General features: G+C 61.0%; 20 protein-coding genes. 7 read left to right on the top strand and 13 right to left on the bottom strand.

Annotation, left to right across the window (positions count from 1 at the left end; all coding sequences use genetic code 11):
• Positions 1 to 135 precede the first annotated feature (135 nt).
• The 6 genes from VNV36_RS10835 to VNV36_RS10810 form a co-directional block, all read right to left on the bottom strand.
• Positions 136 to 1,104: a CDP-6-deoxy-delta-3,4-glucoseen reductase gene (locus VNV36_RS10835; RefSeq protein WP_325717755.1), complete on the bottom strand. Its 969-nt coding sequence runs from the start codon at positions 1,102 to 1,104 to the stop codon at positions 136 to 138.
• Positions 1,104 to 2,570: a 4-hydroxy-3-polyprenylbenzoate decarboxylase gene (ubiD, locus tag VNV36_RS10830; protein ID WP_039757427.1), complete on the bottom strand. Its 1,467-nt coding sequence runs from the start codon at positions 2,568 to 2,570 to the stop codon at positions 1,104 to 1,106. Before ubiD ends, VNV36_RS10835 begins: the two co-directional genes overlap by 1 nt.
• A gap of 80 nt (positions 2,571 to 2,650) precedes the next feature.
• Entirely contained in the window at positions 2,651 to 4,612 is a 1,962-nt protein-coding gene (locus VNV36_RS10825; protein ID WP_325717754.1) for an acyltransferase family protein, read from the bottom strand.
• A 138-nt stretch (positions 4,613 to 4,750) separates the two neighbouring features.
• The gene (rho, locus tag VNV36_RS10820; RefSeq protein WP_003229334.1) at positions 4,751 to 6,010 is read right to left on the bottom strand and encodes a transcription termination factor Rho; all 1,260 of its coding nucleotides are present in this window, start codon (positions 6,008 to 6,010) and stop codon (positions 4,751 to 4,753) included.
• A gap of 247 nt (positions 6,011 to 6,257) precedes the next feature.
• The gene (trxA, locus tag VNV36_RS10815; RefSeq protein ID WP_003206727.1) at positions 6,258 to 6,587 is read right to left on the bottom strand and encodes a thioredoxin TrxA; all 330 of its coding nucleotides are present in this window, start codon (positions 6,585 to 6,587) and stop codon (positions 6,258 to 6,260) included.
• 120 nt (positions 6,588 to 6,707) lie between these two features.
• Entirely contained in the window at positions 6,708 to 7,412 is a 705-nt protein-coding gene (locus VNV36_RS10810; RefSeq protein ID WP_325717753.1) for a FadR/GntR family transcriptional regulator, read from the bottom strand.
• Positions 7,413 to 7,668: 256 nt separating this feature from the next.
• Here VNV36_RS10810 and VNV36_RS10805 point away from each other — a divergent pair, with 256 nt between their 5' ends.
• From VNV36_RS10805 to ppx, 5 genes are all read left to right on the top strand, one after another.
• Positions 7,669 to 8,454 (top strand): transporter substrate-binding domain-containing protein, encoded by a 786-nt coding sequence (locus VNV36_RS10805; protein WP_325717752.1) that lies wholly within the window; start codon positions 7,669 to 7,671, stop codon positions 8,452 to 8,454.
• Between the two features lie 21 nt (positions 8,455 to 8,475).
• The gene (locus tag VNV36_RS10800; RefSeq protein ID WP_325717751.1) at positions 8,476 to 9,144 is read left to right on the top strand and encodes an amino acid ABC transporter permease; all 669 of its coding nucleotides are present in this window, start codon (positions 8,476 to 8,478) and stop codon (positions 9,142 to 9,144) included.
• Positions 9,141 to 9,791, top strand: a complete 651-nt coding sequence (locus VNV36_RS10795) for an amino acid ABC transporter permease (protein WP_325717750.1) — start codon at positions 9,141 to 9,143, stop codon at positions 9,789 to 9,791. The genes VNV36_RS10800 and VNV36_RS10795 overlap by 4 nt, the downstream gene beginning before the upstream one ends.
• Complete coding sequence (locus VNV36_RS10790) at positions 9,778 to 10,515, top strand: amino acid ABC transporter ATP-binding protein (RefSeq protein WP_129396004.1); 738 nt, start codon at positions 9,778 to 9,780, stop codon at positions 10,513 to 10,515. The genes VNV36_RS10795 and VNV36_RS10790 overlap by 14 nt, the downstream gene beginning before the upstream one ends.
• Positions 10,516 to 10,720: 205 nt before the next feature.
• Positions 10,721 to 12,223, top strand: a complete 1,503-nt coding sequence (ppx, locus tag VNV36_RS10785; RefSeq protein ID WP_325717749.1) for an exopolyphosphatase — start codon at positions 10,721 to 10,723, stop codon at positions 12,221 to 12,223.
• A gap of 162 nt (positions 12,224 to 12,385) precedes the next feature.
• Here ppx and ppk1 read toward each other — a convergent pair whose 3' ends face one another.
• Together ppk1 and hemB are read right to left on the bottom strand one after the other, a co-directional pair.
• Positions 12,386 to 14,611 (bottom strand): polyphosphate kinase 1, encoded by a 2,226-nt coding sequence (gene ppk1, locus VNV36_RS10780; RefSeq protein ID WP_325717748.1) that lies wholly within the window; start codon positions 14,609 to 14,611, stop codon positions 12,386 to 12,388.
• 18 nt (positions 14,612 to 14,629) lie between these two features.
• Positions 14,630 to 15,643: a porphobilinogen synthase gene (gene hemB / locus VNV36_RS10775; protein ID WP_325717747.1), complete on the bottom strand. Its 1,014-nt coding sequence runs from the start codon at positions 15,641 to 15,643 to the stop codon at positions 14,630 to 14,632.
• A 207-nt stretch (positions 15,644 to 15,850) separates the two neighbouring features.
• On the opposite strand from hemB, the gene VNV36_RS10770 reads away from it, so the two are divergent.
• Both VNV36_RS10770 and elbB read left to right on the top strand, forming a co-directional pair.
• Positions 15,851 to 16,510 carry a DedA family protein gene (locus VNV36_RS10770; protein ID WP_325717746.1) on the top strand — a complete coding sequence of 220 codons (660 nt, stop codon included), beginning with the start codon at positions 15,851 to 15,853 and terminating at the stop codon, positions 16,508 to 16,510.
• A gap of 168 nt (positions 16,511 to 16,678) precedes the next feature.
• The gene (elbB, locus tag VNV36_RS10765; protein WP_325717745.1) at positions 16,679 to 17,347 is read left to right on the top strand and encodes an isoprenoid biosynthesis glyoxalase ElbB; all 669 of its coding nucleotides are present in this window, start codon (positions 16,679 to 16,681) and stop codon (positions 17,345 to 17,347) included.
• A gap of 105 nt (positions 17,348 to 17,452) precedes the next feature.
• Here elbB and VNV36_RS10760 read toward each other — a convergent pair whose 3' ends face one another.
• From VNV36_RS10760 to VNV36_RS10740, 5 genes are all read right to left on the bottom strand, one after another.
• Positions 17,453 to 17,908 carry a YaiI/YqxD family protein gene (locus VNV36_RS10760; protein ID WP_325717744.1) on the bottom strand — a complete coding sequence of 152 codons (456 nt, stop codon included), beginning with the start codon at positions 17,906 to 17,908 and terminating at the stop codon, positions 17,453 to 17,455.
• A 134-nt stretch (positions 17,909 to 18,042) separates the two neighbouring features.
• Positions 18,043 to 19,941 carry an FTR1 family protein gene (locus VNV36_RS10755; RefSeq protein WP_325717743.1) on the bottom strand — a complete coding sequence of 633 codons (1,899 nt, stop codon included), beginning with the start codon at positions 19,939 to 19,941 and terminating at the stop codon, positions 18,043 to 18,045.
• 161 nt (positions 19,942 to 20,102) lie between these two features.
• Positions 20,103 to 20,735 (bottom strand): LysE family transporter, encoded by a 633-nt coding sequence (locus VNV36_RS10750; RefSeq protein WP_325717742.1) that lies wholly within the window; start codon positions 20,733 to 20,735, stop codon positions 20,103 to 20,105.
• Positions 20,736 to 20,880: 145 nt separating this feature from the next.
• A complete protein-coding gene (locus VNV36_RS10745) occupies positions 20,881 to 21,462 on the bottom strand; it encodes a mechanosensitive ion channel domain-containing protein (RefSeq protein ID WP_325717741.1) in 582 nt (193 codons plus the stop codon).
• Entirely contained in the window at positions 21,462 to 23,372 is a 1,911-nt protein-coding gene (locus VNV36_RS10740; RefSeq protein ID WP_325717740.1) for an ATP-binding cassette domain-containing protein, read from the bottom strand. Before VNV36_RS10740 ends, VNV36_RS10745 begins: the two co-directional genes overlap by 1 nt.
• Between the last annotated feature and the right edge of the window lie 56 nt (positions 23,373 to 23,428).

Genomic DNA, 23,428 nt, shown 5'->3' with positions numbered 1-23,428 from the left:
AATAAGGCACATATGTTTCGAGGCAAATTAAGTGCCATGCCACTGGCGGTGATTAATTGCCCCGATTGATATATAACCTAGCGGTATTTACGCAATTACATAAATACCGATCGGCTATATACCAAGTTATAAGTATCAGCCGCGCGGAGCATACGCGAACACGTCGGCGCGCATTTGATGCGCATCCATGCCCGCCTCGACCAGCGCGTCCAGCGTGCCATACACCATCGCCGGCGAACCGCTCGCATAAACGTGCAGCGGCTTCAGGTCCGGGAAATCCTCGCAGACCGCCTCGTGCAACATACCGCAGCGCCCTTCCCAGCCGCACTGATTGCTGACGACCTTGTGCAGAAACAGATTGGACAGCTTCAGCCATTGGTTCCAGTGCTCGATCTGATAGAAATCTTCCGGGCGGCGCACGCCCCAGTACAGATGCACCGGATGCCTGAAACCTTCTGCGCGGCAATGTTCGATCAGGCTGTGAATCTGACCCATGCCGGTACCGGCGGCGATCAACACCAGCGGGCCGTCGGGCAGTTCGGCCAAATGCGTATCGCCGAACGGCAGGTCCACGCGCACCATCGGGTTGCGTTGCAGTTGCTCGATCAGGCTCAACGCACTGGCTTCGCGCGCCAGCACATGGATTTCCAGATCACGCCCGCCATGCGGCGCCGAGGCCATGGAAAACGCTGATTTCTCGCCGCTCTCGCGCTCGATCATCAAATACTGCCCGGCGTGATAACGCGGCGGCTTGCCCGCCGGTGCACGCAGACGCACGCGCCAGGTGTCGCCGCCCACCTCGCGGCATTCGATGACCTGACACGACAGACTGCGCACCGGCAGCTCGCCCCGCGCCAGCACGCCATCCCACAACAGCACGCAGTCTTCCAGCGGCTCGGCGATGCAGGTGTACAACTCGCCGTGGTCGTGGACTTTTCCGGCCTGTTCGACGCGGCCTTCGACCAGCAGCGCTGCACACACATGGCAGTTGCCATTGCGGCAGCTTTGCGGGCAGTCATAGCCCAGGCGCCGCGCACCGTCGAGAATCCGCTCACCGGGGTGGATCTCGAGCACGGCTCCGGAAGGCTGCAGGGTTACACGCATCAATCTATTCCTAACTGATTCCAGATGGCATCGATCCGCTGGGTGACGGCGTCGTCCTTGACGATCACGCGCCCCCACTCGCGAGTGGTTTCGCCCGGCCACTTGTGGGTGGCATCCAGGCCCATTTTCGAACCCAGGCCGGAGATCGGCGAGGCGAAATCCAGATAGTCGATCGGCGTGTTGTCGATCATCACCGTGTCGCGTTTGGGGTCCATGCGCGTGGTGATGGCCCAGATCACGTCGTTCCAGTCGCGGGCGTTGATATCGTCGTCAGTGACGATAACGAACTTGGTGTACATGAACTGTCGCAAAAACGACCAGACGCCGAGCATCACGCGCTTGGCATGCCCCGGATACGACTTCTTCATCGTCACCACGGCCATGCGGTACGAGCAGCCTTCGGGCGGCAGGTAGAAGTCGGTGATCTCCGGGAATTGCTTCTGCAGGATCGGCACGAATACTTCGTTCAGCGCCACGCCGAGAATTGCCGGCTCATCCGGCGGCCGGCCGGTATAGGTGCTGTGATAGATCGGTTTGATCCGGTGGGTGATGCGCTCGACGGTGAACACCGGGAAGCTGTCGACTTCGTTGTAGTAACCGGTGTGGTCGCCATATGGGCCTTCGTCGGCCATCTCGCCCGGATGGATGACACCTTCGAGGATGATCTCGGCAGTGGCCGGCACCTGCAGGTCGTTGCCACGGCATTTGACCAGTTCGGTGCGGTTACCCCGCAACAGACCGGCAAAAGCGTATTCGGACAGGCTGTCCGGCACCGGGGTGACTGCGCCGAGAATCGTCGCCGGATCGGCGCCCAGGGCCACCGAAACCGGGAATGGCTGGCCCGGATGCTTCTCGCACCACTCGCGAAAATCGAGGGCGCCCCCGCGGTGGCTGAGCCAGCGCATGATCACCTTGTTGCGGCCGATCACTTGCTGACGGTAGATGCCGAGGTTCTGGCGTTCCTTGTTCGGGCCCTTGGTGACGGTCAGGCCCCAGGTGATCAACGGGCCGACGTCGCCGGGCCAGCAGGTCTGCACCGGCAGCATCGCCAGATCGACGTCATCGCCTTCGATGACCACTTCCTGACACACCGCGTCTTTGACGACTTTGGGCGCCATCGAGATGATCTTGCGAAAGATCGGCAGTTTCGACCACGCGTCCTTCAAGCCCTTCGGCGGCTCCGGTTCCTTGAGGAAGGCCAGGAGCTTACCGATTTCTCGCAGCTCGCTGACCGACTCGGCGCCCATGCCCATGGCCACGCGCTCGGGGGTGCCGAACAGGTTGCCGAGCACCGGGATGTCGTAACCGGTGGGTTTTTCGAACAGCAGCGCCGGGCCTTTGGCCCGCAACGTGCGGTCGCACACCTCAGTCATCTCCAGCACCGGCGAGACGGGAATCTGGATGCGTTTCAACTCTCCGCGCTGCTCAAGCTGCTGCACGAAATCCCGAAGATCCTTGAATTTCATTGACGATGGCACCCTCAAAATAGGCGTACATCCTACCTGCTCTGACGGGCAAACAGCAGCCCGTCAGTGCCCGGCATCGCTCAATTGTGGCTCGCACCCAGCAGCATCGGCGCAAACAGCGGACTGAGTCTGGCGCTGCCGGCGTCGGAAAGATGGTCGGCGTCCTTGTACTGCGAATGGCCGTCGACATCGATCATGCACAGACCGTCCTTGCACATCAGCGGCGTCGGGTCGATGACGTGCACGCCGGGATCGGCAGCATTCATCGAACTGAACAGTTCAGTGAAAAACTGCTGGCGAGCCAGATGCTCACTGAGCGGGCGCCCCAATCCTTCGGCCGAGCGGCCAATACGCGCCAGACTGGTCAAACGGCTGATGTAACTCTTGTGCTGCAGCGGCACTTCCTTGAATAGCCAGACCCGCACGCCGGCCTCGCGCAATTCGCTGACCTGAGCCTTGATCGCCGCTGCCATGCGCTTCTCCGATTGCGCAACATCGCGTGAAGGGTCGAGCAGGAACTGCTTGTCGCCGTCCCCGTCCTCACGCCCGTAGACGTACAGGCTCCAGTTTGCCGCCAGGACCACATCCTTGATGCCCAGATCGCGGACCAATTGCATATTGCGCTGGTTGAATTGCTTGCACTGCGCGCGCAGGGCGTCGTCGATGATCGGTGGGCATCCGGTCAGGCTGTACAGCCAGACCGGCTGGCCGTCACGCTGGCTATTGCCTTCGATGGCGGGCAGCAGCGCAGCGGTATGGCTGTCGCCCCAGAACATTTTCGTCGGCGCAATTTTCTGATCGCCGCCCACGCGACACGCCTTGTCCAGGGTCTTGTCCTTGCTCATGTGCATGCATTGCATCTGCCCGGCGTTCCATTCCTGAGACTGGGCATATTCCAGAGCCTTGCCGCTCAGGCGCTCGGGCACACCGTCCGCCGAACGGATGGCCGAACCGACCACCGCCAGAACGGCGATCGACACCAGGCCGCCCACCAGCACAGAGTTACGACTGGCGAACACGCGCTTCTCGCGAAACGGCAATTCGACCAAGCGCAGACTCAGCCACGCCAGGGCGACCGCCAGAGCAATCCAGCCAAGCGCTTCAAGAGGCTGGATGCCGTCGATGGAAATGGCGTTGGCATACACGTAGATCGGCCAGTGCCACAGGTACAGCGAGTAGGACAACAGGCCGATCCATACCATCGGCCGCAGGCTTAGCAATTGACCAGCCACGGTCGGGCCGCGTGCGCCCGACCAGATCAGTGCCGTGGTACCCAGTACCGGCAGCAGGGCCGCCCAACCGGGAAACACTGTGGACTTGTCAAAGGTGAACACCGCCAGCAGCACCGCCGCCAGTCCGCCCAGACCGACCGTCTGCCGAACCCAGAGCCGCGGCGCATGTCTGGCCGCCGGCAACACCGCGAGCATGGCGCCGCAGAGCAATTCCCAGGCGCGGGTCGGCAGAGAGAAGAAAGCGAACTCCGGCCGCCGTTCGATGTAGACGATGTTCAGCCCGAACGACACCAGCAGAACGGCGAACAGCATCCAGCGCCAATGCCGGACATAACGCATCAACAACACCATCATCAGCGGGAAGAAGATGTAGTACTGCTCTTCCACGGCCAGAGACCAGGTATGCAGCAACGGCTTCAGGTCCGACGCCGGCTCGAAGTAGCCGTCTTCGCGCATGAACAGGATGTTGGAAATGAACAGTGACTGGTAACGAATAGTCCGCCCCAGATCGGACAGATCCTTGGCGGTCAGCAACAGCCAGCCCAGCGCAAGGGTGACCACCACGACCAGTGTCAATGCCGGCAGGATGCGCCGGGCGCGGCGGCCCCAGAAATCGAGAAAACTGAAGCGCTGGGCGCTGATTTCGCGAAACAGGATCGAGGTGATCAGAAACCCGGAGATGACGAAGAAAACATCCACGCCGACAAAGCCGCCGCTGAACGTATTGAATCCGAAATGAAACAGCACGACGGGAAGAACCGCGAGCGCGCGTAAACCGTCGATATCACGGCGATTGCCAAACGTGTGCATGAAAAACCTTACCTGTTCTGGATACAGAATCCCTTGAAGGCGCGACGTTAGCAGCCGCGCAAACTTCAATCCAGATACAAATAATCGCGGGCAAAAAAAAGCGCCCCTCGCGGGACGCCTTTTTTACAGCGCAAAATATTACTTGCGCTTCATCGACAAGAAGAACTCGTCGTTGGTCTTGGTCGTTTTCAGCTTGTCGACGAGGAACTCGATGGCAGCGACTTCGTCCATCGGGTGCAGCAGCTTGCGCAGGATCCACATGCGCTGCAGTTCGTCGTCGGCAGTCAGCAACTCTTCGCGACGGGTGCCGGAACGGTTGATGTTGATGGCCGGGAACACACGCTTCTCGGCGATCTTGCGATCCAGAGGCAGCTCCATGTTGCCGGTACCCTTGAACTCTTCGTAGATCACTTCGTCCATCTTCGAGCCGGTTTCAACCAGCGCGGTGGCGATAATGGTCAGCGAGCCGCCTTCTTCGATGTTGCGCGCGGCACCGAAGAAACGCTTCGGTTTCTCCAGGGCGTGGGCATCGACACCACCGGTCAGGACCTTGCCGGAGCTCGGGATCACGGTGTTGTAGGCACGGGCCAGACGGGTAATGGAGTCGAGCAGGATTACCACGTCTTTCTTGTGTTCGACCAGGCGCTTGGCCTTCTCGATCACCATTTCGGCGACCTGCACGTGACGGGTCGGCGGCTCGTCGAAGGTCGAGGCCACCACTTCGCCGCGCACGGTGCGCTGCATTTCGGTCACTTCTTCCGGACGCTCGTCGATCAGCAGTACGATCAGGTGAACTTCAGGGTTGTTACGGGCGATGTTCGCTGCGATGTTCTGCAGCATGATCGTTTTACCGGCTTTTGGCGGTGCCACGATCAGACCACGCTGGCCTTTGCCGATCGGCGCGCACAAGTCAATCACGCGACCGGTCAGGTCTTCGGTGGAACCGTTACCGGCTTCCATCTTCATACGCACGGTGGGGAACAGCGGAGTCAGGTTCTCGAAGAGAATCTTGTTTTTCGCGTTCTCCGGACGATCGAAGTTGATCGTGTCGACCTTGAGCAGGGCGAAATACCGCTCGCCTTCCTTTGGAGGGCGAATCTTGCCAACGATGGTGTCACCGGTGCGCAAGTTGAAGCGGCGGATCTGGCTCGGCGAGACATAGATGTCGTCAGGGCCGGCGAGGTAGGAAGCGTCTGCGGAGCGCAGGAAGCCGAAGCCGTCCTGGAGAATCTCCAGCACGCCATCACCGGAGATTTCCTCGCCGCTTTTCGCGTGCTTTTTGAGCAGGGAGAAAATCACGTCCTGCTTGCGCGAACGGGCCATATTTTCTATGCCCATCTGTTCGGCCAATTCGAGCAGTTCGGTAATCGGCTTTTGCTTGAGTTCAGTCAGATTCATATAGGAATGACGTAATCATTTATGGAGGGGGGAAATTAAGCTTTTGGCTTAATGAGGCCGCGCCGCGGAGAAGGCGACAGGATCGCGAACTAATTCGAAAAGGAGTGCGTCGGCGACGGCTAGCAGGGGGCATTGGAGAAACCAGTGCGGGGCCGAATGTACCACCTGAGTTTCGGAGCGTCTAGCCCTGAATACGCAAAAAGCCCCGCGAATTGCGGGGCTTTTTTTCAGCGTTTTACTGCGACGCTCAGATGTTGGCGTCGAGGAAAGCCGCCAGTTGCGACTTCGACAGTGCGCCGACCTTGGTCGCTTCAACGTTGCCGTTCTTGAACAGCATCAGCGTAGGGATACCACGCACGCCATGCTTGGCCGGGGTTTCCTGGTTTTCGTCGATGTTCAGTTTGGCGACGGTCAGCTTGCCTTTGTAGGTCTCGGCAATCTCGTCCAGAACCGGTGCGATCATTTTGCAAGGGCCGCACCATTCAGCCCAGTAGTCGACCAGGACAGCGCCTTCGGCCTTGAGTACGTCGGCTTCGAAGCTAGCGTCGCTAACGTGTTTGATCAGATCGCTGCTCATGGAATTCTCCAGGTTGTAAGCAAAAAAACGTGGCCCATCATAGCCGCCCTTCCCTTGTTCAGGAAGCCGCAGATGATTGAGTGTTGCTATGGCCCTTGATGAGTTTGGGTATGGCGCAAGTCAAGCCGTAGCGGGAGCAATGAAGGCGATACCGGTGCGCAGGGCCGCGTTGCGCACGTGTTCCTGCATGGCTTTCTGCGCAGCACCCGATGCGCGGCGCGCCAGTGCGCGGAGAATCTTGCGGTGTTCCTGCCAGGTTTCCATGGCGCGCTCGGCGCGGATGAACGGTAGTTTCTGGCTTTCGAGGAAGATTTCGGCGCTGGCGGTGAGGATGCTCAGCATCGCCTGATTGCCGCTGGCCAGCAGAATGCGCCGATGGAATTCAAAGTCGAGTTTCGCCGCCGCTTCGAAGTCGCCGCCGCGCAATTGCTCGCGCATCGCCGCGACATTGTCCTCCAGAGCGTCCAGATCAAAAGTACTCAACGTGGTTGCTGCAAGGCCGGCGGCAAAGCCCTCCAGTGCATAGCGCAACTGGAAGATGTCCAGCGGCGACGCTTGCGCCGCAAACGGCCAACCCGGCGCTTCGCCATGTGGCAGCTCGACCGGCGCCTGCACGAACACGCCCTTGCCCGGCTGAATGCTGACCACGCCCAATGCGCTCAGCGACGACAGCGCTTCACGCAACGATGCCCGACTGACGCCCAGTTGCAGTGCCAGATCCCGTTGCGAAGGCAAGGCATCGCCGGCGCCGAAGCCCTGTTCGGTGATCAGTTTGCGGATCGCTTGCAGCGCCACTTCGGGTACGGCGCGGGAGATCGAATTCATGGTGAGCGGACGCGTCAGGGCCAGGGTGCGGCTAGTTGTAAAGCTATTCTCCGAGTCCGGCAAGTCGTGCCCCAGCGGGGTTCGGCGCGCGTGACCGATGCGCCATCGCAGTGCGAAAAGCGGGTTGACTGTTCAGACCAGTAAGACCGAACGAAGCCGCTGATACCGCGGCCTGCCGAGACGGATTCCGGCTCTTGGCACGGCCCGTGCTCTGTCCGATCGCAGTTATCACTTCCCGCCGATCCGGAGATTGTCCATGACCCAGCGTTACAGCGCCCTCCTCGCTTCCCTGTTTGCCGGCCTGCTGCTGTGCCAGACTCCCGCACACGCCGACGGTCTGGATGATGTGGTCAAACGCGGCACGCTGAAAGTCGCCGTGCCCCAGGACTTCCCGCCATTCGGCTCGGTCGGCCCGGACATGAAACCCCGTGGACTGGATATCGACACGGCGAAACTGCTCGCAGACCAGCTCAAGGTCAAACTCGAGCTGACTCCGGTTAACAGCACCAACCGTATCCCGTTCCTCACCACCGGCAAGGTCGATCTGGTGATTTCCAGCCTCGGCAAAAACGCCGAGCGCGAGAAAGTCATCGATTTCTCCCGCGCCTACGCGCCGTTCTACCTTGCCGTGTTCGGCCCGCCAGACGCCGCCATCAGCAGTCTCGACGACCTCAAGGGCAAGACCATCAGCGTCACCCGTGGCGCCATCGAAGACATCGAATTGAGCAAGGTCGCCCCCGAAGGCGCAACCATCAAGCGCTTCGAGGACAACAACTCGACCATCGCCGCTTACCTCGCGGGGCAGGTCGATCTGATTGCCAGCGGCAATGTGGTGATGGTGGCGATCAGCGAGAAGAACCCGAAGCGCGTGCCGGCGCTGAAAGTGAAGCTCAAGGATTCTCCGGTCTACGTGGGTGTGAACAAGAACGAAGCGGCCTTGCTGGCCAGGGTCAACGACATCCTGACTACGGCCAAGGCTGACGGTGCGCTGGAAAAGAATTCGCAGACCTGGCTGAAAGAGCCGCTGCCGGCCGACCTCTGATCGACTGCGCGGGAGACTTTCATGGCTTATCAGTTCGATTTCCTGCCGGTGGTGGAAAACACCGACGTGCTGTTGCGCGGCGCGCTGTTCACCCTTGAGCTGACTGCCATCGGCGCTCTGCTCGGAGTGGGCGTGGGCATTGTCGGGGCGTTGGTGCGGGCGTGGCACATCCGTCCGTTCTCGGCGATCTTCGGCGTCTACGTCGAGTTGATCCGCAACACGCCGTTTCTGGTGCAACTGTTCTTCATCTTCTTCGGCCTGCCGTCGCTGGGCGTGCAGATTTCCGAGTGGCAGGCGGCGGTGCTGGCGATGGTGATCAACCTTGGCGCCTATTCGACCGAGATCATTCGCGCCGGCATCCAGGCAATTGCACGCGGGCAACTGGAAGCGGCTGCGGCACTGGCGATGACGCGTTTCGAAGCGTTCCGCCACGTCGTGCTGCTGCCCGCGCTGGGCAAGGTCTGGCCGGCGCTGAGCAGCCAGATCATCATCGTCATGCTCGGTTCGGCAGTGTGTTCGCAGATCGCCACGGAAGAATTGAGCTTCGCCGCCAACTTCATTCAGTCGCGCAACTTCCGCGCCTTTGAAACCTACGCGCTGACCACGCTGATCTACCTGTGCATGGCGCTGCTGATCCGTCAGTTGCTCAATTGGTTTGGCCGCCGGTTCATTGCAAGGAGCAGCCAATGAGCGATTTCACCTTCTGGGACATCCTGCGCAACCTGCTCACGGGTCTGCAGTGGACGCTGGCGCTGTCGCTGGTGGCGTTCATTGGCGGCGGTCTCGTTGGCCTGCTGATTCTGGTGCTGCGCATTTCGAAAAATACGTTGCCAAGCAGCATCGCCCGCACCTGGATCGAGTTGTTTCAAGGCACACCATTATTGATGCAGCTGTTTCTGGTGTTCTTCGGCGTCGCACTGGCCGGACTCGAAATCTCGCCGTGGATGGCCGCCGCGATCGCTTTGACCTTGTTCACCAGCGCTTATCTGGCAGAGATCTGGCGCGGCTGCGTCGAGGCGATACCGAATGGTCAGTGGGAAGCCTCGTCGAGTCTGGCACTCAATCCGCTCGAACAGCTGCGCTACGTGATCCTGCCGCAAGCGTTGCGCATCGCCATAGCGCCGACCGTGGGCTTCTCGGTGCAAGTGGTCAAAGGCACGGCGGTGACCTCGATCATCGGTTTCACCGAACTGACCAAGACCGGCGGCATGCTCGCCAATGCCACCTTCGAACCGTTCATGGTCTACGGTCTCGTCGCCCTCGGCTACTTCCTGCTCTGCTACCCCTTGTCCCTCAGTGCGCGCTACCTGGAAAGGAGACTGCATGCCTCTGCTTAGAATTTCCGCCCTGCATAAATACTATGGCGATCACCATGTACTCAAAGGCATCGACCTGAGCGTCGAGGAAGGCCAGGTGGTAGCGATCATCGGCCGCAGCGGCTCGGGCAAATCGACTCTGCTGCGCACCCTCAATGGCCTGGAATCGATCAACGACGGCGTGATCGAAGTCGATGGCGAATACCTCGACGCCGCCCGCGCCGATCTGCGCAGCCTGCGGCAGAAAGTCGGCATGGTCTTTCAGCAGTTCAACCTGTTCCCGCACCTGACGGTCGGCGAGAACGTCATGCTCGCGCCGCAGGTGGTACAGAAAGTGCCCAAGGCCAAGGCGGCGGAGCTGGCGCGGGCAATGCTGGAGCGGGTCGGGCTCGGGGAAAAATTCGATGCCTTCCCGGATCGCTTGTCCGGTGGCCAGCAGCAGCGCGTGGCGATTGCCCGGGCATTGGCGATGTCGCCGAAAGTGTTGCTGTGCGATGAGATCACCTCGGCGCTGGACCCGGAGCTGGTCAATGAAGTGCTCAGCGTCGTGCGGCAACTGGCCCGTGAAGGCATGACGCTGATCATGGTCACCCACGAGATGCGCTTTGCCCGGGAAGTCGGCGATAAACTGGTGTTCATGCACCATGGCAAGGTGCACGAGGTGGGCGATCCGAAGGTGCTGTTTGCCAATCCGCAGACGGCGGAGCTGGCGAACTTTATTGGCACGGTGGAAGCGACAGCCTGAAGATCTTCTGAGGCAGTGATGCCCTCTTCGCGAGCAAGCTCGCTCCCACATTGGAATGCGCTCACCTGTGGAAGCGAGCTTGCTCGCGAATGGCCGCGCCGCAGCCTCAAGGTTATGCACTGAATCAAGGCATTGCGCCATGCGCGTTGGCGCCAGCGTTTGATCGTGGCACGATGTCGGGGTTATCGACCGAGACCACCAGACCATGCCGCAATCCCAAGCCAAGAATCTGTCCCTGATCGCCGCAATCGACTTGGGCTCCAACAGCTTTCATATGGTCGTGGCCAAGGCCCGGAATGGCGAAATCCGCATCCTTGAGCGCCTCGGCGAAAAAGTCCAACTGGCCGCTGGCATCGATGATGCGCGTCAGCTCAACGAGGAATCGATGCAGCGCGGCCTCGATTGTCTCAAACGCTTTGCCCAACTGATCAACGGTATGCCACTGGGCGCTGTGCGCATCGTCGGCACCAACGCCCTGCGCGAAGCACGCAACCGTGGCGAGTTCATCCGCCGCGCCGAGGAAATCCTCGGCCATACCGTCGAAGTCATTTCCGGCCGTGAAGAAGCGCGGCTGATTTACCTCGGCGTATCGCACACCCTCGCCGACACTCCGGGCAAACGTCTGGTCGCCGACATCGGCGGCGGCAGTACCGAATTCATCATCGGCCAGCGCTTCGAGCCGTTGCTGCGCGAAAGCCTGCAAATGGGCTGCGTGAGTTTCACCCAACGCTACTTCAAGGACGGCAAGATCACTCCGGCCCGCTACGCCCAGGCTTATACCGCAGCGCGACTGGAGATCATGAGCATCGAGCACGCCCTGCATCGCCTGACCTGGGATGAAGCCATCGGCTCCTCGGGCACCATCCGCGCCATCGGCCTGGCGCTTAAGGCTGGCGGCCATGGCAACGGCGAAGTCAACGCCGAAGGCCTGGCCTGGCTCAAGCGCAAGCTGTTCAAGCTGGGCGACGCCGACAAGATCGATTTCGAAGGCATCAAGCCTGATCGCCGGGCAATTTTCCCGGCGGGCCTGGCGATTCTTGAGGCAATCTTCGACGCCCTCGAACTGCAACGCATGGATCACTGCGAGGGCGCACTGCGCGAAGGCGTGCTCTATGATCTGCTCGGTCGCCATCATCACGAAGACGTACGCGAGCGCACCCTGACGTCGCTGATGGAGCGCTATCACGTTGATCTGGAACAGGCAGCGCGGGTCGAGCGCAAAGCCTTGCACGCGTTCGATCAGGTCGCTGTGGACTGGGAGCTGGACGACGGCATCTGGCGCGAACTGCTCGGCTGGGCGGCGAAAGTGCACGAAGTCGGCCTCGACATCGCTCACTATCACTACCACAAGCACGGTGCCTACCTGATCGAGCACTCGGACCTTGCCGGTTTTTCCCGCGAGGACCAGCAGATGCTCGCGCTATTGGTGCGCGGCCACCGCCGAAACATTCCCAAGGACAAATTCGCCGAGTTCGGTGATGACGGCATCAAGCTGATTCGTCTGTGTGTGCTGCTGCGGTTCGCGATTCTGTTTCACCATATCCGCGGAACCCAGGCGATGCCGCAGGTGGCGCTGCACGCCAACGGCGACAGCCTGGACGTGGAATTCCCCGAAAACTGGCTCGAGGAAAACCAGCTGACCCAGGCGGATTTTGCGCTTGAGGCGGAGTGGCTGGCGCGGGTGGGGATTGTCCTCACCGTTCACTGATCTCCCCTGTAGGAGCTGTCGAGTGCAACGAGGCTGCGATCTTTTGATTTTTTAAGATCAAGATTAAAAGATCGCAGCCTCGTTGCACTCGACAGCTGCTACAGGGCATTCCAGGCACAAAAAAGGCGATCCCGAGGGATCGCCTTTTTATTGGGCTGAGGGTCAGCTGCTCACCGGCAAAATCGGGCTGCCCAACCGCTCGAGCAATGTCGCCTGCGCACTGCGCGGGTTCTGGTTGCCGGTCGGTGTGTTGCGGATGTAGCGGCCGTCCGACTGCAGACTCCAGCTGTGGGTGTTGTCGGTCAGGTACAACTCCAGCTCTTTCTTCACCCGGGTCAGCAACTTCTTGCCCTCCACCGGGAAGCAGGTCTCCACGCGTTTATCGAGGTTGCGCTCCATCCAGTCGGCGCTGGAGAGGAACATCTGTTCATCGCCGCCATTGAGGAAATAGAACACCCGCGTGTGTTCGAGGAAGCGACCGATGATCGAGCGCACGTGAATGTTGTGCGAGACCCCGGCGATGCCCGGACGCAGGCAGCACATGCCGCGCACCACCAGATCGATGCGTACGCCCGACTGGCTGGCCTTGTACAGCGCGCGGATGATCTTCGGATCGGTCAGCGAGTTGAACTTGGCAATGATGTGCGCCGGTTTGCCTTCGAGGGCGAACTGGGTTTCGCGGGCAATCATGTCGAGCATGCCTTTCTTCAGGGTGAACGGCGCATGCAGCAGCTTTTTCATGCGCAGCGTCTTGCCCATGCCGATCAACTGGCTGAACAGTTTGCCGACGTCTTCGCACAACGCGTCGTCCGAGGTCAGCAGGCTGTAGTCAGTGTAAAGCTTGGCGTTGCCGGCGTGGTAGTTGCCAGTGCCGAGGTGCGCGTAACGGACGATCTCGCCAGCCTCACGACGCAAGATCAGCATCATCTTGGCGTGGGTCTTGAAGCCGACCACACCGTAGATCACCACCGCACCGGCCGCTTGCAGACGGCTGGCCAGTTGCAGGTTGGATTCTTCGTCGAAGCGCGCGCGCAGCTCGATCACCGCCGTGACTTCCTTGCCATTACGCGCGGCGTCCACCAGCGCATCGACGATCTCGGAATTGGCGCCGGAGCGGTACAGGGTCTGGCGTACCGCCAGAACATGCGGGTCTTTCGCGGCCTGGCGCAGCAGGTCGACCACAGGAGTGAACGACTCGAACGGGTGCAGCAAGAGGATGTCCTGCTTGCTGACCACGCTGAAAATGTTTTCGCTGTTCTGCAGCAACTTCGGAATCTGCGGAGTGAACGGCGTGTATTGCAGCTCCGGATGGCTGTCCAGACCGGTAATGCTGAACAGTCGCGTCAGGTTGACCGGGCCGTTGACCTGATACAACTCTGTCTCGCTCAGGTTGAACTGCTTGAGCAGGTAGTCCGACAGGTGTTTCGGGCAGGTATCGGCGACTTCCAGGCGCACCGCGTCACCGTAACGCCGCGAGAACAACTCGCCACGCAGGGCGCGGGCAAGGTCTTCGACATCTTCGGAGTCGAGCGCCAGGTCGGCGTTTCGGGTCAGACGGAACTGGTAGCAGCCTTTTACCTTCATGCCCTGAAACAGGTCATCGGCATGGGCGTGGATCATCGACGACAGGAACACATAGTTGTCGCCGGGGCCGCCGACTTCTTCCGGTACCTTGATGATGCGCGGCAACAGACGCGGCGCCGGGATGATTGCCAGACCGGAGTCGCGACCGAAAGCGTCGATGCCTTCGAGCTCGACGATGAAGTTCAGGCTCTTGTTCACCAGCAGCGGGAACGGGTGCGTCGGGTCGAGGCCGATCGGGGTGATGATCGGTGCGATTTCGTCGCGGAAATAGCGGCGTACCCAGGTCTTGAGCTTGGTCGTCCAGTTGCGCCGACGGATGAAGCGCACCTGATGCTTTTCCAGCTCGGGCAGGAGGATGTCGTTGAGGATCGCGTACTGGCGATCGACGTGACCGTGGACCAGCTCGCTGATCCGCGCCAGCGCCTGATGCGGCTGCAAGCCGTCAGCACCAGCCTGTTCACGGGCGAAGGTGATCTGCTTTTTCAGCCCGGCGACGCGGATCTCAAAGAATTCGTCGAGGTTGCTGGAGAAGATCAGCAGGAACTTCAACCGTTCCAGCAACGGATAGGACTCGTCCAGCGCCTGTTCCAGCACGCGGATGTTGAACTGCAATTGCGAAAGCTCGCGGTGGATGTACAGGCTGCTGTCATCCAGGCCGGGAATGGCGATCGCCGGCACCGCCGCGGCGGTTTCGGCAACCGGCGCGGGTGGCGCAGGCTCCAGTTCCGGCGGGGTTTCGGTGATTTGCTCGACCACCGGCTGAGCTTCTTTTACGGCAACTTCAGTGAGTCCTTCGGTATTCATGGAATGTTCCTGGGAGGGCTATTTCTGCTCTCGTAACAATTGAGCGGCACGAACGGCAAAGTAAGTCAGGATGCCATCTGCACCGGCACGTTTAAAGGCGGTCAGTGATTCGAGAATCACTGCTTCGCTCAACCAGCCATTCTGGATCGCGGCCATGTGCATGGCGTATTCGCCACTGACCTGATAGACGAAGGTCGGCACCTTGAAGGCATCTTTGACCCGAAAAAGAATGTCCAGGTAGGGCATGCCCGGCTTGACCATGACCATGTCTGCGCCTTCGGACAAGTCCGCACCGACTTCGTGCAGCGCTTCGTCGCTGTTGGCCGGGTCCATCTGATAAGAAGCCTTGTTCGCTTTGCCAAGGTTCGACGCCGACCCCACCGCATCGCGGAACGGCCCGTAATAGGCGCTGGCGTACTTGGCGGAATAGGCCATGATGCGCACGTTGACGTGGCCGGCGATTTCCAGCGCTTCACGAATGGCCTGGATGCGGCCGTCCATCATGTCCGACGGCGCCACCACCTGAGCGCCAGCCTCGGCGTGGGACAAGGCCTGACGCACCAGCGCATCGACAGTGATGTCGTTCTGCACGTAGCCGTCTTCGTCGAGGATGCCGTCCTGACCGTGGGTGGTGAACGGATCCAGGGCCACGTCGGTGATTACGCCCAGTTCAGGGAAGCGCTCACGCAACGCGCGGGTGGCGCGCTGGGCAATGCCTTGGGGATTCCACGCTTCGGCGGCATCAAGGGATTTCAGTTGCGGTGGTGTGACAGGGAACAGCGCCAGCGCCGGAATACCCAACTCGACCCACTTCGCAGCTTCTTCAAGCAACAGATCGATCGTCAGCCGCTCCACGCCCGGCATCGAGGCCACAGCTTCGCGGCGGTTCTCACCGTCGAGCACGAACACCGGCAGGATCAGGTCATCGACCGTCAGCACGTTTTCTCGCACCAGCCGCCGCGAAAAATCATCACGGCGATTGCGGCGCAAGCGGGTGGCAGGGAACAGACGATTGGCAGGGGTAAAGCTCACGGCAGACTCCTGAGCCCGCGCAAACGGGCGAGCGTGACAGTTATAGACGGCCATTATGACCAACAGATGACAGTTATGTGTGCCCTGTGACAGGTAGCCGCATTCCATTGTCGGTGTAGGAAATGTTCACGTCGAGACACATTTGGACACTTTCATGAATGTGCCCGAAGGGTTAGGCTGCGCGTTCATTTCGCCAGCACCCAGACAATGCTCCAACAATTTCTGCATGACTTTGGCTACTTTGCCTTGTTCCTCGGCACGTTCTTCGAAGGCGAAACCATCCTGGTACTCGCAGGCTTCCTCGCGTTCCGTGGATACATGGACATCAACCTGGTGGTGGTCGTGGCGTTCTTCGGCAGTTATGCCGGCGATCAGCTGTGGTACTTCCTGGGGCGCAAGCACGGGCGCAAATTGCTCGCGCGCAAACCGCGCTGGCAGATGATGGGTGACCGCGCGCTGGAGCACATTCGCAAGCATCCGGACATCTGGGTCCTGAGCTTCCGCTTCGTCTACGGTCTGCGCACGGTGATGCCGGTGGCGATCGGCCTGTCGGGCTATCCACCGGGACGCTATCTGCTGCTCAACGGCATCGGCGCGGCGATCTGGGCCACCGCGCTGGCTGCGGCGGCCTATCACTTCGGTGCAGTGCTGGAAGGCATGCTCGGCAGCATCAAGAAGTATGAGCTGTGGGTGCTCGGTGCCTTGCTGATACTCGGGCTGGGCCTGTGGCTGCGGCGCCGCTTCAAGAACGCGCAACTGGCGAAGAAAATCTATCAGGACGAGCAGATCGCCAAAGCCGCCGAAACCGAGCAACTGCGTCAGGCCGAATCAGGCAATCCTGCCGAGCCGAAAACGCCGGCCGAATAGCTTTTGCGCCGACGGCTGCCACGGGCCGCCAAGGCAAATAATGAACACCCCGCCCTCGTTGCGATCCATTGAGAGAGCGCTCTGTCCCCGCGTGTCGCTGACCCTGAGCCTATGGCAACGCGCGACGATTTAGGGGACATTGAGCGCCATGAACCTGGAGAGAACCCCATGAGCAAAAAAGTTGCAGTGATCCTGTCCGGCAGTGGCGTGTACGACGGCGCCGAAATCCAGGAAAGTGTCATCACCCTGCTGCGCCTGGACCAGCGCGGCGCGCAGGTGCAGTGCTTCGCGCCGAACATCGCGCAATTGCATGTGATCAACCACCTCACCGGCGAAGAAATGCCCGAGTCGCGCAACGTGTTGGTGGAATCGGCGCGAATAGCGCGAGGCAACGTCAAGGATCTGCGCGACGCCGATGTCGAGGATTTCGACGCGCTGATCGTACCGGGTGGTTTTGGTGCGGCGAAGAATCTGTCGAACTTCGCCATCGAAGGCGCCAGCTGCACCGTGCAACCCGAAGTTCTGGCTCTGGCCGAGGCATTTGCCGAAGCGGGCAAACCGGTCGGGCTGATCTGCATCTCCCCGGCACTGGCGGCAAAAATCTACGGCCCCGGCGTGACCTGCACCATCGGCAACGATGCCGACACGGCTGCGGCGATGAACAAAATGGGCGCCACCCACGAGGAATGCGCGGTGACGGAAATCGTCGAAGACAAGGCGCGCAAACTGGTCACCACCCCGGCCTACATGCTGGCGCAGACCATCAGTGAAGCGGCCTCGGGGATCAACAAACTGGTCGACCGTGTGCTCGAACTGACCCACGAAAACGACGCCTGAAATCAAAAGATCGCAGCCTTCGGCAGCTCCTACAGATTCCGTGTCGCGCCGTGATAATGCAACATGCACCGCTCCTTGTAGGAGCTGTCGCAGGCTGCGATCTTTTCAGGGCTTGCGGATGAGCCGGGTCAGAATTCGATCCAAAGCATTGGCAAACGCCTGTTTCTCACGCTTGCCAAACGGTGCCGGGCCGCCGCTGACCTGGCCCTGCTCCCGCAGATCGGTAAACAGATTACGCACCGCCAGTCGCTCGCCCATGTTCTGCGCATCGAACTCCTTGCCGCGCGGATCCAGCGCTGCCACGCCCTTCTTCACCAGCCGATCGGCCAGCGGGATATCGCTGCAGATCACCAGCTCGCCCGGCACCGCGTGCTCGACCAGATAATCATCCGCCGCATCCGGCCCGCTCGGCACCACGATCAGTTTGACAATGGCCAGCCCCGGCTTGATCTGTGGCTGCCCGGCCACTAGCACCACTTCGAACCGGCGCTTGAGCGCGAACTTCACCACCAGGTCCTTCGCCGCCCGCGGACAGGCGTCGGCATCGATCCATACACGCATGTTCTAACCTCTTCAAAGCAGAAGATCGCAGCCTCCGGCAGCTCCTACAGAGTGCGCGTCGCGGTGTGATATTGCGACATGCACGGCCCCTGCAGGAGCTGCCGAAGGCTGCGATCTTTTCAGGGATCACTCCATCAAGCAGCCGAAACCCGGCGCTTCTCCGCCACCCAACTGCGCCCATACAACACAACAATCGCCACAATCGCCACCGCCTGCGCAATCAGTGAATAGGCATCGGCATGGATCCCCAGCCAGTCGAATTCAAAGAACGCCACCGGCCGCGTGCCGAAGATTCCGGCTTCCTGCAAGGCCTTCACGCCATGCCCGGCGAACACCACCGACAACGCGCACAGCAGCGCGGCGTTGATACTGAAGAACAGTGTCAGCGGCAGTTTCGCCGAACCGCGCAGAATGACCCAGGCCAGACCGACCAGCAGCACCAGCGCCGTGGCACCACCGGCAAGCACCGCGTTGTGCCCGGCCGGCCCGGCCTGCAGCCACAGGGTTTCGTAAAACAGGATCACTTCGAACAGCTCGCGATACACCGAGAAGAACGCGAGAATCGCAAAGCCGAAACGCCCACCGCCGCCGACCAGACTGCTCTTGATGTAATCCTGCCAGGCCGCCGCGTGACGCCGGTCGTGCATCCACACGCCGAGCCACAGCACCATGACGCTGGCAAACAGCGCGGTGGCGCCCTCCAGCAGCTCGCGCTGGGAACCGCTGACATCGATCACGTACGCCGCCAGTGCCCAGGTGCCCAAACCGGCCAGCAACGCCAGGCCCCAACCGATGTTGACGCTGCGTACCGCCGACTGTTGGCCGGTGTTGCGCAGGAACGCCAGAATCGCTGCCAGCACCAGAATCGCTTCCAGGCCTTCGCGCAGCAGAATCAGCAGGCCGGATATGTAGCTCAGCGACCAGCTCAGGCCATCGCTACCCAACAGGCCCGCGGAGTCCTTGAGTCTGGCCTTGGCCGCATCCAGACGCTGCTCGGCCTGCTCCACCGGGAGACCATCCTGTAACGACTGCCTATAAGCCATCAGCGACTTTTCGGTGTCCTTGCGCACGTTGGCGTCGACGTTGTCCAGCGAGCTTTCGACCAGTTCGAAGCCTTCCAGATACGCTGCCACTGACAGGTCATAAGCCTGATCATGTTCACCGGCGCGGTACGCCGCGAGACTTTTGTCGAGTGTGGCGGCGGTGTAATCGAGCAATTGCGCCGGGCCGCGCTTGACCTGCGGCGGTTGCGCGCGCTGGGCACGGAACGTCGCCGCGACCTCTGCGCCTTCAGTGGCCTGCACTTCGGCCGGGGTCTGGCGGGCCAGATCGGCAATGTTGTAGATCCTGTCGGACTTGGCCGCAGCCGCATCGGCGCTGAAACCGGCGATGTAGGTAGCCAGATCCCAGCGCTGGCGATCGTCGAGCTGATCGGCAAAGGCAGGCATATCGGTGCCTTCGACGCCCTGGCCGAGGGTGCTATAGATCGCGTACAGACTCAGATGATCCATCCGCGCGGCATCGCGCAGGTTGGCTGGCGCAGGCGTCAGGCCGACACCGGCCGGGCCGTCACCGGCCCCTGTATCGCCATGACACACCGAGCAGTTCTGCGCATACAGCGGCGCACCGCGCGTTGGGTCAGGGGTGATGATCGGGGCCTGGCTGACTTCATAGGCCACCGCCAGTTTCGCCCCCAGTTGTCGGGCCTGACGGGCGACATCGGCGCCGTCCTGCTTCGCGCTGATCGCAGCGTGCAACGTCTCGACGCCTTGCTCCAGTGCAGCTTTTTCCGGTTTGGCCGGCAGTGCGCTGATCAAGCCTTGCAGAACCTGAGTGAACTCCAACTGTTCACGGTATTCGCCGTTGTCGACGACCTTGCCTGCCGCAACGGTCGGCGGGTAGTCGGCGCTGATGTAATCGAGCAGGTGCAACGCTTGCGGCGCGCCTTCCACGGTATCGGCCAGCAGCGGCAAGCTGCTCAGGGACAATAACGGGAACAGCAGCCAGGCCAGCAATCGGGACGAGGCAGTCATGAACGAATCTCAAATGGAAATGCGAAGTTACATATTGTTCACTTCGCAGACGTTTCCCTCAAGCTTTGTCCGCGTTGAAACGAGGGCTCGATCCCGCTTTCCCCGTCTCAGGCACAAAAAAGGCGACCTGCAACAGGGCGCCTTTTTTGTGCCTGAGCGGTTTATGCAGCTGCTTTGCGCAACGTTGCCATAAACGCCGCCGCACCGATGAACAGCCCGGCAAAGGTGCGGTTCAGGCGCTGCTGCTGTTCCGGCGTGCGCAACAAACGCAGCACTTTCGACGCCAGCCCGGTGTAACCCGCCATGACGATCAGGTCGACAAAGATCATGGTCGCGGCGATCACCACGTACTGGATCAGCAGTGGCGCATGAGGATTGATGAACTGCGGCAACACCGCCAGCATAAACACCAATGCCTTTGGATTGCTGATGTTCACCAGAAAGCCACGGAACACCAAGGCCAGCGGCCGGCCGATCGGCCTTAACGCGGCGTCATCGCTCATGTCCATGGGCTGCGCGCGCCATTGCTTGATCGCCAGATAAACCAGATAGGCGACGCCGAACCATTTGATGGCGTGGAAGGCCGTGGCCGAAGCGGCCAACACAGCGCCGACGCCCGCTCCGACAATCGCGATCTGCACCGCCAGACCAATCTGCAGGCCCAGCGCGTTCCAGTAGCCGCGCCAGAATCCGTATTGCAGACCGCTGGACATCGACGCGATGGCGCCCGCGCCCGGGGAAAGGCTGATTACCCAGCAGGCGGCAAAAAATGCCAGCCATGTTTGAAGCTCCATCGCACACCTCGGCTCTGAATCGTGACAGACGCTCAAGCTAATGCGCTTTGGAATCAAAAGCAAAAGATCGCAGCCTTCGGCAGCTCCTACAGGAATCCCTGCAGGAGCTGCCGAAGGCTGCGATCTTTTGGTCTTGCTTGAAAATCTACTTCTCGAACCCGCTCGACGGAAACACGTCCGTCCCGCGCCAACGCCGCACCGAACGCTGGAAGAACAGGCTGTTCGGCACCTGCACCATGGCGCTGCCGGTGCCCAGTTCCTCAGCCTCGACCAATGTTGTGTAAAGCAGATTAATCGCCACCACGCGCCCTTTCACCCCGGGCTTGTCGGTGGTGTCCACCAGCTCAACCACATCGCCGAGGCGAAACGGCCCGACGGTGAAAATCAGAATCGCGCACAGCAGGTTCGATAACACGCTCCACATGGCGAAGAACGCCACCGCAGCTACCGCGACAAAACCCGACAGGGCCGTCCACAGCACCGTGGCCGAAACGCCGAGGCGCTCCAGCACGAAGAGCAGCGCGCTGCCCATGATCAACCAGCGCAAGACGCCGCGCAGCGGCATCAGCAACTGCGGCGGGAACGGATACCGCTCGCCCAGGCGAGTCAGGCCTTTGGCAACGAAACGCTGGGTCAGGTAACCGGCCAGCAGAATCAGCAGAATCTGCGCGGTGAACCAGATCGGCTCGACCCACACCGCCGAAAAGGGCAGCTTGAAAGCTTCCATCAGGACAACGCCTCCAGCTCCGCCTGCATGCTTTCCAGGGTTTCCAGCGCTTCCATCCACGCTTCTTCCAGCTCGGCTTCCCGAACCTTCAATTTCGCCTGTTCTGCCAGCAGATCACGCAATTCGTTCTTGCGCGCCGGCTCGTAGATATCGCTGTCACCGAGGCTGGCATCAACCTTGGCGAGTTTCTCGTGGAGTTTGCCCAGTTCGGCTTCAAGCTTGTCGGCCTCGCGTTTGTGCGGCGCCAATTGCTGACGCAACGCTGCCGCTGCCTGACGCTGAGCTTTCTTGTCGGTCTTGTCCGGATTGACCGGCGTATTGCTGACCGGCGCATTACGCTGACGGTATTCCACCAGCCAGCGCGCGTAATCTTCGAGATCGCCATCGAACTCTTCGACCTTGCCGTCGGCGACCAGATAGAAGTTATCGGTGGTGCTCTTGAGCAAGTGCCGATCGTGAGAGACCACCAGTACCGCGCCGCTGAATTCCTGCAGGGCCATGGTCAGCGCCAGGCGCATTTCCAGGTCGAGGTGGTTGGTCGGTTCGTCGAGCAGCAGCAGGTTCGGCCGTTCCCAAGCGATCAACGCCAGTGCCAGGCGGGCTTTCTCGCCACCGGAGAAATTCAGCACCGGTTCATCGATGCGCGCACCACGGAAGTCGAAGCCGCCAAGGAAATCGCGCAGGGTCTGCTCCCGCTCACTCGGCGCCAGGCGCTGCAAGTGCAGCAACGGGCTGGCCTTGGAATCCAGCGAGTCGAGCTGATGCTGGGCGAAATAGCCGACCACGGTGTTCTCGCCACGGGTCAGGCGCCCGGCCAGCGGTTCGAGCTCGCCGGCGAGGTTCTTGATCAGAGTCGATTTGCCCGCACCGTTCGGCCCGAGCAGGCCGATCCGCGCACCGGGGGTCAGTTGCAGCTTGACCTTTTCGAGGATGGTCTTGTCGCCATAACCGAGGCGCGCATCGGACAGGTCGATCAGCGGGCTGGAGATCCTGGTCGACTCGCGGAAGACGAAATCGAATGGCGAATCGACGTGGGCCGCCGACAATTCTTCCATGCGTTCAAGGGCTTTGATCCGGCTCTGCGCCTGACGGGCCTTGGTCGCCTGGGCCTTGAAGCGGGCGATGTAGCTTTCCATGTGCGCACGTTGCGCCTGCTGCTTCTCGTACGCCTGTTGCTGCTGGGCCAGACGCTCGGCACGGGCGCGTTCGAACGCTGTGTAGCCGCCACGGTACAGGGTCAGTTTGCGCTGATCGACATGGGCGACGTGATCGACCACTTCGTCGAGGAAATCACGGTCGTGGGAAATCAGCAGCAAGGTGCCCGGGTAGCTTTTCAGCCACTCTTCGAGCCAGATGATCGCATCGAGATCCAGGTGGTTGGTCGGCTCGTCGAGCAGCAGCAGATCCGAGGGGCACATCAAAGCCTGCGCCAGATTCAGACGCATCCTCCAGCCACCGGAGAAATCGCCTACCTGACGATCCATCTGCTCGTTGGTGAAACCGAGACCGGCCAGCAGCTTGCGCGCCCGCGCGTCAGCGGTATAGCCGTCGGCGCTGTCGAGTTCAGCGTGCAGTCGGGCCAGGGCGGTGCCGTCGTGGGCCTCCTCGGCGGCGGCAAGCTCGCGTTGCACCTCGCGCAGTCGCAGGTCGCCATCGAGCACATAATCGACCGCCAGGCGTTCGAGGGTATCGACCTCCTGGCGCATGTGCGCGATGCGCCAGTCGGCCGGCAGCAGGCAGTCACCCGAATCCGGGTGCAACTCGCCGCGCAGCAAGGCGAACAGGCTGGATTTGCCAGCGCCATTGGCGCCGATGAGGCCGGCTTTGTGGCCGGCGTGCAGGGTCAGCTCGGCGTCTTCTAGCAGACGTTGCGGGCCACGCTGTAAAGTCAGGTTCTGAAGTCGGATCATAATGGCGGCGGAGTCTACCAGCTTCGCTCACAACTGGCGCGAGTAGCACGATGTCC

Source organism: Pseudomonas sp., from assembly GCF_035554175.1.
Lineage (GTDB): Bacteria > Pseudomonadota > Gammaproteobacteria > Pseudomonadales > Pseudomonadaceae > Aquipseudomonas.
The sequence above is the reverse complement of the archived record's forward strand: the minus strand, read 5'-3'. Positions and strand labels throughout refer to the sequence as shown.

Excerpts from the sequence above, each read along its gene's own strand:
- VNV36_RS10835 (WP_325717755.1), bottom strand. The coding sequence starts at position 1,104 with ATGCGTGTAACCCTGCAGCCTTCCGGAGCCGTGCTCGAGATCCACCCC.
- ubiD (WP_039757427.1), bottom strand. The coding sequence starts at position 2,570 with ATGAAATTCAAGGATCTTCGGGATTTCGTGCAGCAGCTTGAGCAGCGC.
- VNV36_RS10825 (WP_325717754.1), bottom strand. The coding sequence starts at position 4,612 with ATGCACACGTTTGGCAATCGCCGTGATATCGACGGTTTACGCGCGCTC.
- rho (WP_003229334.1), bottom strand. The coding sequence starts at position 6,010 with ATGAATCTGACTGAACTCAAGCAAAAGCCGATTACCGAACTGCTCGAA.
- trxA (WP_003206727.1), bottom strand. The coding sequence starts at position 6,587 with ATGAGCAGCGATCTGATCAAACACGTTAGCGACGCTAGCTTCGAAGCC.
- VNV36_RS10810 (WP_325717753.1), bottom strand. The coding sequence starts at position 7,412 with ATGAATTCGATCTCCCGCGCCGTACCCGAAGTGGCGCTGCAAGCGATC.
- VNV36_RS10805 (WP_325717752.1), top strand. The coding sequence starts at position 7,669 with ATGACCCAGCGTTACAGCGCCCTCCTCGCTTCCCTGTTTGCCGGCCTG.
- VNV36_RS10800 (WP_325717751.1), top strand. The coding sequence starts at position 8,476 with ATGGCTTATCAGTTCGATTTCCTGCCGGTGGTGGAAAACACCGACGTG.
- VNV36_RS10795 (WP_325717750.1), top strand. The coding sequence starts at position 9,141 with ATGAGCGATTTCACCTTCTGGGACATCCTGCGCAACCTGCTCACGGGT.
- VNV36_RS10790 (WP_129396004.1), top strand. The coding sequence starts at position 9,778 with ATGCCTCTGCTTAGAATTTCCGCCCTGCATAAATACTATGGCGATCAC.
- ppx (WP_325717749.1), top strand. The coding sequence starts at position 10,721 with ATGCCGCAATCCCAAGCCAAGAATCTGTCCCTGATCGCCGCAATCGAC.
- ppk1 (WP_325717748.1), bottom strand. The coding sequence starts at position 14,611 with ATGAATACCGAAGGACTCACTGAAGTTGCCGTAAAAGAAGCTCAGCCG.
- VNV36_RS10770 (WP_325717746.1), top strand. The coding sequence starts at position 15,851 with ATGCTCCAACAATTTCTGCATGACTTTGGCTACTTTGCCTTGTTCCTC.
- elbB (WP_325717745.1), top strand. The coding sequence starts at position 16,679 with ATGAGCAAAAAAGTTGCAGTGATCCTGTCCGGCAGTGGCGTGTACGAC.
- VNV36_RS10760 (WP_325717744.1), bottom strand. The coding sequence starts at position 17,908 with ATGCGTGTATGGATCGATGCCGACGCCTGTCCGCGGGCGGCGAAGGAC.
- VNV36_RS10755 (WP_325717743.1), bottom strand. The coding sequence starts at position 19,941 with ATGACTGCCTCGTCCCGATTGCTGGCCTGGCTGCTGTTCCCGTTATTG.
- VNV36_RS10750 (WP_325717742.1), bottom strand. The coding sequence starts at position 20,735 with ATGGAGCTTCAAACATGGCTGGCATTTTTTGCCGCCTGCTGGGTAATC.
- VNV36_RS10745 (WP_325717741.1), bottom strand. The coding sequence starts at position 21,462 with ATGGAAGCTTTCAAGCTGCCCTTTTCGGCGGTGTGGGTCGAGCCGATC.
- VNV36_RS10740 (WP_325717740.1), bottom strand. The coding sequence starts at position 23,372 with ATGATCCGACTTCAGAACCTGACTTTACAGCGTGGCCCGCAACGTCTG.